The following is a 14,566-nucleotide window of genomic DNA, read 5'->3' as shown; positions in this document are numbered from 1 at the left end:
GGGGAGAGCAGTGTGGCAAAAGCAGCCAAAAGAGCCTTTGTATGTAATGAATGTGGTGCCGATTACCCGCGTTGGCAAGGACAATGTTCTGCGTGTCATGCGTGGAATACCATTACGGAAGTGCGCCTTGCGGCGGTACCTTCTGCCCGTAACGATCGTTTTAGCGGTTTTGCCGGAGATGCGAAAGGAATAAGTCGTGTTCAAAAGCTCTCTGAAATTAGCCTTGAAGCATTACCTCGCTTTTCTACTGGATTTAAAGAATTTGATCGTGTGTTAGGCGGAGGGGTTGTGCCGGGAAGTGCCATTTTAATTGGCGGAAATCCGGGGGCAGGTAAAAGTACACTATTACTGCAGACCATGTGTCGTTTAGCCGCTGAAATGAAAACCTTGTATGTCACGGGAGAAGAGTCATTACAGCAGGTTGCTATGCGGGCGCACCGCTTAGGTTTACCGACAACCGAATTGAATATGTTGTCAGAAACCAGTATTGAACAAATTTGTTTAATTGCCGCTCAAGAGCAACCTAAATTAATGGTCATTGACTCGATCCAAGTAATGCATATGGCCGATATTCAATCTTCCCCAGGCAGTGTGGCACAGGTACGAGAGACAGCCGCTTATCTGACTCGTTTTGCTAAAACGAATGATATTGCCATTATTATGGTGGGTCATGTCACCAAAGATGGCACATTAGCGGGACCTAAAGTATTAGAACACTGTATTGACTGCTCAGTGATGCTTGATGGTGAAACGGACTCACGTTTTAGAACATTGCGTAGTCATAAAAACCGCTTTGGTGCGGTGAATGAGTTAGGTGTTTTTGCCATGACCGAACAAGGTTTACGCGAAGTGAGTAATCCATCGGCTATCTTTTTAAGTCGTGGTGATGAGGTGACTTCAGGCAGTTCTGTTATGGTGGTGTGGGAAGGAACGCGGCCATTACTGGTGGAGATCCAAGCATTGGTCGACCACTCTATGTTATCAAATCCTCGCCGTGTTGCGGTGGGATTAGAGCAAAACCGCTTAGCAATATTATTAGCCGTTTTGCATCGTCATGGTGGTTTACAGATGTCTGATCAAGATGTCTTTGTTAATGTCGTTGGCGGTGTCAAAGTAACCGAAACCAGTGCAGATTTAGCTTTATTACTATCATTAGTATCGAGTTTTCGTAATCGTCCTTTACCGCGTGATTTAGTTATTTTTGGTGAGGTAGGACTCGCGGGAGAAATTCGTCCTGTACCAAGTGGACAAGAGCGAATAGCAGAAGCAGCAAAACACGGTTTTAAACGTGCTATTGTGCCTAATGCGAATATGCCAAAGAAAAATCCACCTGATATGAAAGTGTATGGTGTGAAAAAACTATCAGATGCGTTATCTGTACTTGATGATTTGGACGACTTCTAAAGGAGTAAATCATGGGATCTTTTGATTATATCAAACAGGCAATAAAAAAGAATGGCTATACCTTACAGCAAGTTGCCGATGAAAGTCAGATGACAAAGGGCTATCTTAGCCAGCTTATTAATAACAAAATCAAAAGCCCCAGTGCACAAAAAATGTCCGCATTACACCAATTTTTGGGATTAGAATATCCATTACAACAGAAAACCATTGGGGTGATTTTTGGTAAATTCTATCCTCTTCATACTGGGCATATTTATTTAATTCAACGAGCTTGTAGTCAAGTCGATGAATTGCATGTCATTTTATGTCATGACGAACCTCGTGATAAAGAGCTATTTATCAATAGTGCGATGTCACAACAGCCGACGGTAAGTGATAGGTTGCGCTGGTTATTACAAACTTTTAAGTATCAGAAAAATATTCGTATTCATGAGTTTAATGAACATGGTATAGAGCCTCAACCTCATGGTTGGGAAATGTGGAGTGAGGGTATCAAAGCTTTTCTACAAGAAAAACAGATCGCGCCGGATTTTATCTATACCAGTGAACGAGAGGACGCCAGTCAATATGAAGCATTTTTAGGTATTGAAACGGTACTGGTCGATCCTGAGCGCTCGTTTATGAATATTAGCGGTAGTCAAATCCGTCAAGCGCCATTTAAATATTGGGAATATATTCCTACCGAAGTAAAACCTTTTTTCGTGCGTACAGTGGCTATATTAGGTGGTGAATCGAGTGGAAAATCGACCTTAGTAAATAAGCTTGCTAATATTTTTAATACAACCAGTGCGTGGGAATATGGCCGTGATTATGTCTTCTCTCATTTAGGAGGAGACGAAATGGCATTGCAGTATTCTGATTATGATAAAATCGCTTTAGGTCATGCCCAATATATTGATTTTGCAGTTAAATATGCTAATAAAGTTGCATTTATCGATACTGATTTTGTAACAACACAGGCTTTTTGTTTACGTTATGAAGGAAAAGAACATCCTTTTGTACAGGCATTGATTGATGAATATCGTTTTGATTTAGTTATTCTGCTAGAGAACAATACGCCATGGGTTGCCGATGGTTTACGTAGTTTAGGGAGTGATAAAGAGCGCCGTCGTTTTCAAACATTGTTGATAGAGATGTTAGATAAAAACAATATTGAATATGTCAAAGTAGATCCTCCTGATTATGATGAGCGCTTTCTTCGTTGTGTCGAATTAGTCAGGGAATTGCTGATGATGCAATCAAAGCATATCGAATAAGTATTTTTAAAAACGCCATTAATTGGCGTTTTTTATTTATAGCTAGCTATATAGTCACAATAAGAATGAAATTTTTGTTTAAACCTAAAGTATGGATAAAAACGGCTGTTCATTAAGCGATTAGCATAATAATGCTATTTTTTTCAAATTAGTGAAAATGATTACTGCAAATTAATGGTAGATCTCTATGATAAAAGTTAGGTATAGATATATCGGTGTGTATTTCTTTTTCTCTTAAGTGTGAGGAGTCACACACTTTGTCTTCATAAGCTTAACCAATTGAAGAAACAGATTTATTTTCGCAAAAGGACAAGATAATGGCGCAACCTTCCCGTATTTCACTTCAGATCAAAAAAACAGTTATTTCATTAGCCATTGCTGCTTTAGGCTTTACGGCTTCCTCTTCTGCATTGGCTTATCAAAAAGTCCATCAACCCGATAATAGCTATCAGCAATATATTTCTCAGCGCCAAACGGTGGATATATTGATCCAAGATGCATTAGAGGCATTTAAATCGCCAGCGCGTGTTTCTGACGCTGGATTTACGGGAAAACTACCTTCTAATATGGAAGTCGTAGCACAAAAGCTACAACAAGCTTATAAATTAGAGCCTTATCGCTTAGATTTACTATTTAGTGCCGCCAGTGCTTATGTCTATAACAATCAAATAGAGCGTGCGGTAACGATTTATAAACAAATTTTAGAAGCCGCACCGGATGATATTGATGCATTAATTTATGTGACTTCTTGGACGCGTTTTGAAGGTAAAGATAAAGAAAGTGAAGCCTATTTTAACAAGTTAAAATCCCTTAATCCGGCAAAAGCTGAAGAGCTAAGCCGCTTTTTTGCTCAAATTGATCGTGTAAGCAAAATGCCATTAAGTGATAAGTTAACGCCAGCAGATTTGGCAACGCTAAATAAAACCAAAGGAAATAATGCCATTGTGACATTGGGTTATGCTCTTAATCCAGATGGTACGATGAATCAGATCTTGATTGATCGTTTAAATAAAACCCTTGAAGTCGCAAAACAGTTACCTGATGCAATGATTGTTGTGACAGGTGGTGTGCCGAAAGCACATCAAACCGAAGGTAAATTAATGGCGGATTGGCTAGTTAAACAAGGTATTCCCGCAGAGCGAATTTTCCAAGACAATTATGCGCGCTCAACGGTGGAGAATGCGTTATTTAGCCGTTATGCATTAACTAAACACCGAATTAAAACAGCGGTTATTATTAGCTCTGGTAGTCATGTTCGTCGTGCTGATGCTATTTTTACGGTTGCGAGTTGGCAAAGTGGCCCCAGTGATATCACCTATTTAACGGTTGTAGCCCCCGATAAGCCATTAGCTGAATTACAAAAAACATCAAAATCTGATTTACAAGGTATTTATCGCGATGGCTTAAAAGCATTGGGATTATGGAGCTTCCGTAGTTATCCATTAGAAGAACGTTGATAGACCTTTTGAATATTATTTTGCTACTAAAACTCCACAAGAAAACTAAAAGATTGTGGAGTTTTTTTATTATTCTAAGTGATCAAATTCATACACTAATAAATCCTTATTGAATTGATAACAATTATCATTACTATAAGTTCTTACCTAAATTATAATGAGAAAATACAGTGAGAACTCCTCTAATGATCTGCGCATTGATGGCCTCTTTTTCTAGTTTCGCCAATTGCTTATCAATAACAGAAAATAAAGAAATATCAGGCCAGTTTAATCACGATAAGGCACTCTGTTTTACTACACATTTACAGAGCCAGCGTTATGCTGAGTTAGATGTTAAAGGTATACAAAATCTGCAATTAGCAAACCAAGATGGCACTCATATTCGTCGCTTATTAAAAGATGTGCCCGTTGATGGACAACAACAAAAGATACGCTTCCTATTACCTGAAACGGCAAATTATCAGTTTATTGCCCAAGGAGAAGTTGGGGTACAGTGGCATATCACACTGAAAACATACCCTTATCAGCCTTTAGATAAAGATGCGGGTATAGCATTAACTAGCCCTAGATTGCAAATGCTGGCACAAGATCTCACCGCCAGCAATATACAGTTATTCTGGCAACAGATACAGCAAGAGGGAACTCCCCTTGTTGAACCTTACGATAATCATAACAAGCGCGTAACTTTTTTATGGCAAGGTGCGCAATCTAATGTATATCTATTGGGATCGCCTGCAGGTGATCATGATCCGTTAACACGTTTAGCCAATAGTGATATTTGGTATCGTAGCTATATCGTGCCTAACGATACATTAATGCAATATAAATTAGCACCAGATGTGCCAGTCATTGAAAATGCGACAGCTGCACAGCAGCGCCGTGCTATTTTAACGACGGCACAGGCCGATCCTTTTAATCTTCACCCTTCACCAAGTAAAGCGGACGATCGCTATAATTACTTTTCATTGCTGTCACTTGATTATCCCCGTGAATGCCAGTTGCCAGATATCTTAGATAGGGCAATGAATGGCAATACATCAATCAGTCGTTTTCATAGTGAAATTTTAAATAATGATCGAGAGGTTGCGCTTTATTTACCCGCACAGAAAATGACAACACCGCGACTATTGGTGCTATTTGATGGACAAATTTATCGCCAACAATATGGCATAGACCGGTTTTTTGATAAGTTGATTGAAGAGGGGAAATTACCTCCTATTGCTATCTTATTTGTCGATAGTATTGATAGTGATCGTCGTAGTGTTGAATTACCTCCTAATCCTGATTTTCACCGCTTTTTAGCGGATGAACTTTTGGTTTGGTTAGAGCAAGAGAAAGGCCTGCGAGTAGCCGCTAAGGAAACTATAGTCTCAGGCTCAAGCTATGGGGGATTAGCCTCTGCATGGGTGGCATTTAACCGTCCTGATCGCTTTGGGAAAGTGCTTAGTATGTCAGGCTCTTATTGGTGGGCGCCAGAAAACGAAGCCCCAGAATGGTTAATTCGCCAATATCAACAGGCGGATAAAAAACCATTACAGTTTTTCTTAGAGGCTGGGTTATTTGAGTCTCGCGAAGGCGCTGGAGGAATATTAAATAATAATTGCCAATTAAAGCAGGTTTTACAGCAAAGGGGCTATCCTGTGCAATCGCTAGAGATGGCGAGCGGGCATGATTATATCTCTTGGTGTGAGGCGCTTTATATTGGCACAAAAGCGTTAACTAACGATTAATTATTCATCTTTTTTATCTTAAAGGGATGTGAGTGGTGGTGAACTACACATCCTTTTTCTTTAGGTTAATTTGTCATTTATTTGCCATAAAGCTGTCATCTAAATCGCTTTTTTCTTTCATCTGTTTGTCATTTTACTCTCGTAAGCTCTTTGTGACTTAAAACATAAATCCCAAAATTCTTTATTTTTTTGCGTGCAAGGAAAAAGCTATGTCTCTACGTTATCAACGTTCTGCGTTATCTGTAGTCGTCGCAACACTCTTTACAAGCGTGAGTTTCTCTTCTTTTGCAGCACCCGTCACTGCCGATACTATTTTGGCGCAAGATCGCGCAGCAAAAGGTAATATTACGGAATTTGGTGGTGCTCGCCGTATAACCTCAGATCAAACTGAAGCATTAAAAGCAGCACTTAATAATCATCAAGCTAAAAATGTGATCCTATTTATCGGTGATGGGATGGGGGATTCTGAGATAACGGTAGCACGTAACTATGCCGAAGGGGCTGGTGGCTTCTTTAAAGGGATTGATGCGTTACCGATGACCGGCCAATATACTCATTATTCTTTAGATAGAAAAACACAAAAACCTAATTATGTAACAGATTCGGCCGCATCAGCAACAGCATGGGCTTCAGGGGTTAAAACCTATAATGGGGCATTAGGGATTGATGTATTTGGTAAAGATCACCAAACGATTTTGGAATTAGCAAAAGCGAATGGTAAAGCGACGGGGAATGTCACTACCTCTGAAATCCAAGATGCAACACCGGCTGCGCTATTTTCACATGTTACTGGGCGTAAGTGTTATGGGCCTGTAGAAACGTTAGCAAAATGCTCAACGAATGCGCTAGAAAATGGCGGTAGAGGTTCAATCTCTGAGCAATTGTTAGTGACTCGTGCAGATATTACACTGGGAGGAGGCGCGAAAAGTTTTGCTCAAACAGCAACGGCCGGTGAATATAAAGGGAAAACGCTTGAGCAACAAGCGATAGAGCGTGGCTATCAAATTGTGAAAGATGCTAAATCGTTAGAGGCGATTACGCTAGCAAATCAAGATAAACCTGTGTTAGGTCTATTTCATGACGGTAATATGGCCGTCGCTTGGGAAGGGCCAAAAGCCACTTATCAAGGTAATTTAAAGAATCCTCCTTTAGAGTGTAAACCGAATTCAAAATTAGACCCGAATGCACCAACATTAGCGCAAATGACCAAAAAAGCGATTGATTTGCTGAAAACGAATGAAAATGGTTTCTTCTTACAAGTCGAAAGCGCCTCCATTGATAAACAAGATCATAATGCTAATCCTTGTGGTCAAATTGGTGAAACGGTGGCATTAGATGAAGCGGTACAAATTGGTTTAGATTTCGCTAAACAAAATGGTGATACGCTTATTATAGTGACCGCAGATCACGCTCACTCTAGTCAAATTATTGAAGCTGATGTGAAATCAAGTGGCTTAACACAAGCATTGATTACCAAAGATGGCGCTGTCATGGTGGTGAATTATGGTAACTCAGAAACGGATTCACAAGAGCATACTGGCGCGCAATTACGCGTTGCCGCTTATGGTCCACATGCTGCTAATGTCGTAGGGTTAACAGACCAAACAGATCTTTTCTTTACTATGCGCGATGCGATGGGATTGAAATAACCTTGATAAGGTGACTGAATTGTAGTCTGTCTGAAATGTAGTTGAATTGTCTTACTAAAATTGTTGTATTTTCACGCGACTTAGAGAGATACCCTCAAGTCGCGTTTTTTTCTATGATTTCTTTACAAAAAATAAGAAAACGATAATAAATCAAGACGTTATTTACAGTCTAATTTTGAAAGTTACTTTTTGTTTGCTATAATTAACAGAATTTACAATGATATTCTTATACTATTCTTAACTTCTCCATTGATTATTGCACTTAAGTCGCAATATCTTTTTGCCTAATAACGTCGTTTTGATTAGGGCGTTATCTATAAAAATCATTTTTCAGATATGGTTATCTGCGTAGGATCTCTCTCTTTTTTATGGCATTGAAGGAGATATGAGCCAATAAACAACGATAAAAAATAAGGTGACTAATTTCTATGCTAACACTGCTTCATTTACTCTCATCCGTGGCACTTTTAGTCTGGGGAACACATATTGTTCGCACCGGTATTATGCGTGTGTTCGGCTCTGATTTACGCCGAATTTTAGGTAAAAGTATTAATAAAAAATCGAATGCTTTTCTTGCCGGTGTCGGTGTTACTGCCTTAGTACAAAGTAGTAATGCTACGGCATTGCTAGTGATTTCGTTCGTCACTCAAGGTCTTATTTCTATTACACCCGCTTTGGTGATTATGCTAGGGGCTGATGTGGGTACAGCGCTAATGGCGCGGGTGCTGACATTCGATCTTTCGTGGTTATCACCGTTACTGATTTTATTGGGTGTCATGACTTTTTTAAGTCGTAAAAAAGAGCGTATCGGGCAACTGGGTAGAGTGGGAATAGGCCTTGGTTTAATTATCTTAGCATTACAATTGATTGTGACTTCTGCTGAGCCGATAACCCATGCCAGTGCAGTACAAGCTATTTTTACCTCTTTGAGTGGGGATACGATTTTAGCACTGCTGGTCGGCGCTATTTTTGCGATGGTTAGTTATTCAAGCTTAGCGGCGGTATTACTTACCGCAACATTAAGTGCAACAGGCTTTATGCCTTTATATATTAGTTTATGTATTGTTATTGGTTCTAATATTGGTAGTGGATTGTTGGCATTAATCAGTAGCCGTGGTCAAAGTATTAGTTCACGTCAAGTCGTCATAGGAAGTCTGTTTTTTAAATTAATTGGCGCCTTGCTGGTATTGCCGTGGATCACCATCATTGCGACAAAAATCCAACAATATGATTTTTCCCCTGCGGAAGTGATTATCTATTTTCATGTGATTTATAACTTAGTGCGCTGTGTGTTGATGTTGCCGTTTGTGGGGCCAATGGCGAAATTATGTCAAAAATTAGTGCCGGAATTACCGGTTACTGGGACAGAAGTTGCACCTCGTTATTTAGATCCATCCGCCGTTGATACTCCCTCTTTAGCTATTGCTAATGCAGTCAGAGAGACATTACGGTTAGGGGATGTGGTTGAACAGATGTTGCAACGTTTTCAAGCCTTAATGGAAGGGGATCGTCTGCAAAAAAGGGAGATTAGCCAGCTAGAAGAGGAAGTGGAATTGCTCCATAGCAGTATTAAATTGTATATGGCACAAATTCAGCAGCATGATCTTGGTACTGAAGACTCTCGTCGCTGGGCAGAAATTATTGATACCGCGATGAATTTGCAACAATCTTCCGCTATCATAGCGCGTATGTCTGGTGAGGTGGTGAATAAAAGTTTAGATCATCACTTAAATTTATCGGAGGAAGGACGTCGTGAATTACAGACACTCCTTGAGCGTCTGCAAAGTAATCTGAATCTGGCGATGTCGGTGTTTGTTTCCGGCAATATGGAGCATGCGCGTAAATTACGCCGAGCAAAACATCGATTCCGTTTACTCAACCAACGTTACTCGTTTGCTCATGTAGAACGTCTTCATTTGCATAATATGCAAAGTATTGAAACCAGTTCGCTGCATACCAGTTTGTTGGGTGATATGAAACGGTTGAACTCCTTATTCTGTGCAGTGGCTTACCACGCATTAGAGCGGAGCGGATCTTCTTCAGAACAGGTTAATCTTCAACAATGAAAAAAAATATTCGTTTATTAACATATAATGAAATCCCTCGAGTTTGGGAAATTGATAGAACAGAACTGATTGAAAGGCTATATGTTTTACAACAAGGGCAACTGGTGTTATCTGAACAGCGTTTTGATATGAAAGGCTGGCCTGAAGGTGAGGCAGAACATTATACCCCTGTTTTACTTGAAAGCGCTGAGCGCGGTGCCCCTTTTTGGGGAGTCTTTGAAGATGACAAGTTAGTCGCTGCTGCCAGTGTTGATCCACAGTGGCGAGGCCAAGATAACACCTTATTACAGCTCTCTTTCTTACATATTAGCCACCAGCAGCGTGGGCAAGGATTAGCCCGTATATTGTTTGATTATTGTGTGGAATATGCGAAGCAAAAAGGGGCTAGCGGATTATATATATCCTCAACGCCTTCTGAAAATAGTGTTAATTTTTATCAGCATATGGGCTGTCGTTTAATTGATGTGCCTGATACTGAGCTTTATGAAAGAGAGCCTGAAGATATTCATTTAGTGCTTAATTTTAATAAAGAAGATTAATCACTTATTTTACATCATCATTTGATGACTCTAAAACGCTTTATCGTTGGCAGCGGTAAAGCGTTTTTTGTTTAACCTCTTTAAAATTAAGGGTATGGCTACTTTTTTTTCTTGATAGACATTGAGTTAACCAATGTGTTATATAATAATGAAAATCATTATCATTAACGAATGGTGACTCTCATGGCTAAATCAACACGTATCTCCTCTGTCTCTTCTTGGACATCTCGTATTAGTTTATGGGAAATGTTGGCCGTTGCTTCGTTATTTACTGTGATCACCCACTCTATTGCAGGAGCAGCAGCATTTACATTGGTTCTTGTTATTTCTATGTTGCTATCTACCATTATGTTATTTCATAAGAAATTACAAATGTGGGTGATGATCCCCGCCGGCGTTGTGATCACCTATAGCTTAATGACCTTTTTTTTAACCTATCATGGGTAGATAACCGAAAATAAAGGCACGATAACCTGCTGATAATAAAAAGGAAGGAAGTAAATAAAGTAGGGTTGAACTCATCAGTCTGTTTTGGTGCGAAAGGGGGGACTTGAACCCCCACGTCCGTAAGAACACTAACACCTGAAGCTAGCGCGTCTACCAATTCCGCCACTCTCGCAAAACACAATATCTTAATAGATAGGCGGCGAATTTTATGCTTTTTAATTTTGGCGTCAATTATTTTTATCAATAAATTATCTTGGAGATAAAATAAAACAGCGAGAGTTATAATATAAAATAGATAGATTCTATTTTTAGAACTAAGATAAATAATTATGACAAAAACCGATTATGCAGTAGGTTTATGAGGTTTTTTATGAAAAAAATCAATATATTGATTGTTATCTTGTTTGTGATTATATCAAGTAATGTATATGCGGAAATCTACAAAGATAAAAGTGGTCAGGTTATTGGTTCAACCCGTACAGGTAGTAACGGTCAGATCACCTATTTAAATAAAAGTGGTCAGGTTATTGGTTCAACCCGTACAGGTAGTAACGGTCAGATCACCTATTTAAATAAAAGTGGTCAAGTTATTGGTTACGCCCGTAGAAGTAGTAATGGTAATATCATCTACCTAAATAAAAGTGGTCAAGTCACAGGCTCTACCCGTACAAATAGTAACGGTGAGACCATCTATCTCAATAAAAGTGGTCAAGTCACAGGTTCAGCCCGTATAGACAGTAATGGTACTACCATCTACAGAGATAAAAGTGGTCAGGTTATTGGTTCAAAAAAATGATAATTTCGTTTGAAAATAAAAGTGTCTGCTATTAGATGACTGTTTTCAGCTATAAACAGAAGATTGCCAGTAGTTGGAAAATCAATTACTGGCGATCTTTATAATAGTGCTGGTGATTACTATTTCTTGGTTGCTTGGTAAACTTTGAACTTACCTGTTGATGCAAGCACTTCATGAGAGCCAAACACGTGATCAAGAATATCTTGATAAGGTAAGAAAGCATTGGCAACAATACGCAGTTTACCGCCTTTTTTCAAAAAGTTAGGCGCGAGACGAATAATGTCTTCTGCAGCTTGATAGCTGGTACCTAAGCCATCATGGAAAGGAGGATTAGAGACTATCCAATCATAAGTTTCTTCTACCGCAGAATAGACATTGCTTGCAATAACCCGTCCTTCTAATTCATTAACGTTTAACGTGGCAATACTGGATGAAATAGCGGCTGCATTGACGTCACAGAGTGTGAGTTTTAACATCGGGTTTTTCTTGCCTAATACAGTGGCAATCACCCCACAACCACAGGCCATATCCAGTAAATCACCTACCATTGTATCATCAAATGTAGAGAGTAATAATCGGCTGCCTTCATCTAATGCGGTTTGACTAAAAACACCGGGTAATGCCATCACCGTTAAATCGTCATAACGATAAGTTTGCCACCAGTTATTTCGATCAAAGAGTGTTTGATAGGTTAGTGAACCAAAAAAGAGGCTACAACGACGTGCTGAATCTATTTTTTTTAGCTTTGCTATACCATTCATTAATTCCGTAGCACTTTTTACACCACTACGGTTTTCGCCGACGATGAAGATTTCAGTCCCGACAGATAAACTTGCGCATAAGCTACGTAACTGAAAAGTTGCTTCATTCTTATTCTTAGGCCAAAAATAAATCAAAGTGTCGCAATATTTTACGAATGATTGATCTGCCGCTAAACCAAAAAATGCATTATCACCCATGGATTTGAGTAGCGGTAGCCACTGGTGATATTGATTTGTATAGGCTCTAACACTTTTGGCCTGAATTTGTGATGCTAGCGTGTCTTGAAGATCACCTGCTATGAGTACGTGCCTGTCTGCGAAATGATCTAGATGACGAAGAATAACTTCGCTGGCAGGGGACAATGAGGACATTATGATTATTACTCCTTAAAAAACATAAAACGCATGATATCAGATATAAAGAAACTGACGCTATTTATTGGCGTAGTTTATGCCCTCTGATACTATGTACCGTTGTTCTACACTTGATAGGTAAATATCATGAGCCGTAAAGACAAAATGTTAGCCCAACTTGGAATTCGTCAATGGGTACTTCGTAAGCCTGCTGTATTAAAAGGCGAACATTCTGTGCAATTTCCGGATACCACTCGTTTACTTATCATTACTGATGATGTTGTTGATCTAAATAACGGGCTTTTCTCTGATATTTTTAGCACTATGGGAATAGATAAAAGTGAAATCTATTGTATTACCTCAGAGGATGTGAGCCTGCTCACAGGATCATTTACACCAGCCTGTTGGCTATTAGGTACTGATATCACTCTACCTGCTCAATATACTTCTCTGAGAAGCCCTTCATTACATCAATTATATTTTGATGCCAATGCAAAACGCGATCTTTGGAAACAAATCTATCAACATGAAGACCATTTCCCCATTAACCCCTGCTGATTTACCTTTAGCATGGGAAATTGAAAAACTAAGTCATTCATTCCCTTGGAGCGAAGAAACATTCTATAGTAACCAAGGTGATCATTATTTTAATCTAAAAATTTGCATTGATAATATTATGGTAGGTTTTGCTATTACGCAATTAATATTAGATGAAGCAACGCTTTTTAATATCGCAATACATCCTGATTATCAAGGTAAAGGCTATGGAAAAGCATTGTTATTAGAACTTATTGATAATATTGAAAGAAAAGATATTGCTACATTATGGCTTGAGGTAAGAGAATCCAATCAAAAAGCATCTAATCTCTATGAATCTATAGGATTTAATTCAGTATCTGTACGTAAGAATTATTATCCAACAGCAACGGGAAAAGAAGATGCGATAATCATGGCTTATCCAATTAAATTCTAATTAAATACTTATTTAAGTTAAATTAAAGACGTCTTCTATTAGGCGTCTTTTTTTATTTTATGTGAAGTGAGTAGACTTTTATTCTTTTATTTAAATTTTACCTAATGGATATTTTGGTAAATAATTTTACTTTAGTTACAGGGGGTATTTAGTAAAACATATTGTGAGAATAATAAAGACAATATGAAGGGCGTTAAAATAAGTAAAACGCATGTTTACTTTAGTTCTTAAATTTATCGTTAGTTTATAAAAAGCCTATTAAGATAGGAAAATACATTAGTATTGTACATTTATTTGTTTATAAACTAGAAAATCGCTACTGGTATCTATAAGTGAATCCCATCAAGTTGAGCTAACAAGTACCTCTGCGGATGGGGCTTGATATTTTATTACTGAGTTAATAGCTGGATTGGTTCTAACAAAAAAACGCACCAAAGTATCACAGATGTTACTCGCATATCGAATTAGGTAAGCCTTCTCAGTTTTAGTTGAATTAGTTTAAAAAATATCAATTACACGGCGAATTTCGCCGTAAAATCCTAAAAAGATAAACTAGAGAAAGGAGGAACGCAATGGTTAGTCATTCCCAGCGCGAAACAGTGAAAGAGTCATATAAGCAGTCTCTTAAAACTCTTTTACCTTATGGTGTCAATAATCATCGCGGTGGATTTTTGAAGATCATTGACACAAGGAAGCACAACTCTCAGTAGAAAAGCGTGACGATTGGCTCTCATATCCCTTCGAGGAATACAGTGTCGATAATGCTACCGTGAGAGAAATCGATGAAGTCATCAATGTGCCAAATATTGGACCTGTCGTGGTGACTAGTCATGAACAGGAAAGGTTTGTTGAATGGTTTTCTGACAGAGTGCCCAAGCATCCTTGGAAGGCTTTGGCTTCAAGGTTATTTAGCTCATCATTGACAAAAGCAATTTTGCCTGAAAAGGTAGCTCTTCATAAGAACCAAAAATATAGTAACAAAGCTGATATTTGGCTGCACAGTAACAGTGATTTGCATTTTGTAGTCGTTCAGTCAGGAGCAATGAAGACTTTGGTTACTGTTTTCAGACTAAATAAGTCTCTCAAAAAATCTCAAAATGAAATCAAGATGTGTGTCCGATAATCCAGTAACAA

The 14,566-nt window shown here is 38.7% G+C and carries 13 protein-coding genes and 1 tRNA gene; 12 read left to right on the top strand and 2 right to left on the bottom strand.

Annotation, left to right across the window (positions count from 1 at the left end; all coding sequences use genetic code 11):
• Window positions 1-12: 12 nt before the first annotated feature.
• The 8 genes from radA (at window position 13) to GWI58_RS04350 (ending at window position 10,548) form a co-directional block, all read left to right on the top strand.
• Window positions 13-1,404, top strand: coding sequence for a DNA repair protein RadA (gene radA / locus GWI58_RS04385; RefSeq protein WP_161768931.1), 1,392 nt, complete (start codon window positions 13-15; stop codon window positions 1,402-1,404).
• 11 nt (window positions 1,405-1,415) lie between these two features.
• Window positions 1,416-2,660, top strand: a complete 1,245-nt coding sequence (nadR, locus tag GWI58_RS04380) for a multifunctional transcriptional regulator/nicotinamide-nucleotide adenylyltransferase/ribosylnicotinamide kinase NadR (protein WP_004249296.1) — start codon at window positions 1,416-1,418, stop codon at window positions 2,658-2,660.
• 317 nt (window positions 2,661-2,977) lie between these two features.
• Complete coding sequence (locus tag GWI58_RS04375; protein WP_094959310.1) at window positions 2,978-4,117, top strand: YdcF family protein; 1,140 nt, start codon at window positions 2,978-2,980, stop codon at window positions 4,115-4,117.
• A 170-nt stretch (window positions 4,118-4,287) separates the two neighbouring features.
• Entirely contained in the window at window positions 4,288-5,847 is a 1,560-nt protein-coding gene (locus tag GWI58_RS04370) for an alpha/beta hydrolase-fold protein (RefSeq protein WP_337247327.1), read from the top strand.
• Window positions 5,848-6,056: 209 nt separating this feature from the next.
• Entirely contained in the window at window positions 6,057-7,496 is a 1,440-nt protein-coding gene (gene phoA / locus GWI58_RS04365; protein WP_012368409.1) for an alkaline phosphatase, read from the top strand.
• A 428-nt stretch (window positions 7,497-7,924) separates the two neighbouring features.
• Window positions 7,925-9,562, top strand: coding sequence for a Na/Pi cotransporter family protein (locus GWI58_RS04360; RefSeq protein WP_004245660.1), 1,638 nt, complete (start codon window positions 7,925-7,927; stop codon window positions 9,560-9,562).
• Window positions 9,559-10,101, top strand: coding sequence for a GNAT family N-acetyltransferase (locus tag GWI58_RS04355; RefSeq protein ID WP_161768930.1), 543 nt, complete (start codon window positions 9,559-9,561; stop codon window positions 10,099-10,101). The genes GWI58_RS04360 and GWI58_RS04355 overlap by 4 nt, the downstream gene beginning before the upstream one ends.
• A gap of 183 nt (window positions 10,102-10,284) precedes the next feature.
• The gene (locus tag GWI58_RS04350) at window positions 10,285-10,548 is read left to right on the top strand and encodes a DUF1435 family protein (RefSeq protein ID WP_017628532.1); all 264 of its coding nucleotides are present in this window, start codon (window positions 10,285-10,287) and stop codon (window positions 10,546-10,548) included.
• A gap of 85 nt (window positions 10,549-10,633) precedes the next feature.
• Here GWI58_RS04350 and GWI58_RS04345 read toward each other — a convergent pair.
• A tRNA-Leu gene (locus GWI58_RS04345) sits at window positions 10,634-10,720 on the bottom strand.
• Window positions 10,721-10,918: 198 nt separating this feature from the next.
• Between GWI58_RS04345 and GWI58_RS04340 the strand changes: the two genes are divergently transcribed.
• Window positions 10,919-11,344 carry a hypothetical protein gene (locus GWI58_RS04340; RefSeq protein WP_094959306.1) on the top strand — a complete coding sequence of 142 codons (426 nt, stop codon included), beginning with the start codon at window positions 10,919-10,921 and terminating at the stop codon, window positions 11,342-11,344.
• Between the two features lie 119 nt (window positions 11,345-11,463).
• Here GWI58_RS04340 and rsmC read toward each other — a convergent pair whose 3' ends face one another.
• Window positions 11,464-12,477, bottom strand: coding sequence for a 16S rRNA (guanine(1207)-N(2))-methyltransferase RsmC (gene rsmC, locus GWI58_RS04335; protein WP_017628533.1), 1,014 nt, complete (start codon window positions 12,475-12,477; stop codon window positions 11,464-11,466).
• Window positions 12,478-12,606: 129 nt separating this feature from the next.
• On the opposite strand from rsmC, the gene GWI58_RS04330 reads away from it, so the two are divergent.
• From GWI58_RS04330 to GWI58_RS04320, 3 genes are all read left to right on the top strand, one after another.
• A complete protein-coding gene (locus GWI58_RS04330; RefSeq protein WP_094959305.1) occupies window positions 12,607-13,017 on the top strand; it encodes a DNA polymerase III subunit psi in 411 nt (136 codons plus the stop codon).
• Window positions 12,986-13,432 carry a ribosomal protein S18-alanine N-acetyltransferase gene (gene rimI / locus GWI58_RS04325; protein WP_094959304.1) on the top strand — a complete coding sequence of 149 codons (447 nt, stop codon included), beginning with the start codon at window positions 12,986-12,988 and terminating at the stop codon, window positions 13,430-13,432. Before GWI58_RS04330 ends, rimI begins: the two co-directional genes overlap by 32 nt.
• A gap of 769 nt (window positions 13,433-14,201) precedes the next feature.
• Window positions 14,202-14,555, top strand: coding sequence for a hypothetical protein (locus GWI58_RS04320; protein WP_004245651.1), 354 nt, complete (start codon window positions 14,202-14,204; stop codon window positions 14,553-14,555).
• Window positions 14,556-14,566 lie beyond the last annotated feature (11 nt).

Origin of the sequence: Proteus sp. G2674, from assembly GCF_009915195.1 — a bacterium.
Taxonomy (GTDB): Bacteria; Pseudomonadota; Gammaproteobacteria; order Enterobacterales; family Enterobacteriaceae; genus Proteus; species Proteus mirabilis.
This window is presented reverse-complemented; position numbering and strand designations above follow the sequence as displayed.

Excerpts from the sequence above, each read along its gene's own strand:
- GWI58_RS04350 (WP_017628532.1), top strand. The coding sequence starts at position 10,285 with ATGGCTAAATCAACACGTATCTCCTCTGTCTCTTCTTGGACATCTCGT.
- GWI58_RS04360 (WP_004245660.1), top strand. The coding sequence starts at position 7,925 with ATGCTAACACTGCTTCATTTACTCTCATCCGTGGCACTTTTAGTCTGG.
- rimI (WP_094959304.1), top strand. The coding sequence starts at position 12,986 with ATGAAGACCATTTCCCCATTAACCCCTGCTGATTTACCTTTAGCATGG.
- rsmC (WP_017628533.1), bottom strand. The coding sequence starts at position 12,477 with ATGTCCTCATTGTCCCCTGCCAGCGAAGTTATTCTTCGTCATCTAGAT.
- GWI58_RS04375 (WP_094959310.1), top strand. The coding sequence starts at position 2,978 with ATGGCGCAACCTTCCCGTATTTCACTTCAGATCAAAAAAACAGTTATT.
- GWI58_RS04330 (WP_094959305.1), top strand. The coding sequence starts at position 12,607 with ATGAGCCGTAAAGACAAAATGTTAGCCCAACTTGGAATTCGTCAATGG.
- GWI58_RS04355 (WP_161768930.1), top strand. The coding sequence starts at position 9,559 with ATGAAAAAAAATATTCGTTTATTAACATATAATGAAATCCCTCGAGTT.
- GWI58_RS04340 (WP_094959306.1), top strand. The coding sequence starts at position 10,919 with ATGAAAAAAATCAATATATTGATTGTTATCTTGTTTGTGATTATATCA.
- phoA (WP_012368409.1), top strand. The coding sequence starts at position 6,057 with ATGTCTCTACGTTATCAACGTTCTGCGTTATCTGTAGTCGTCGCAACA.
- nadR (WP_004249296.1), top strand. The coding sequence starts at position 1,416 with ATGGGATCTTTTGATTATATCAAACAGGCAATAAAAAAGAATGGCTAT.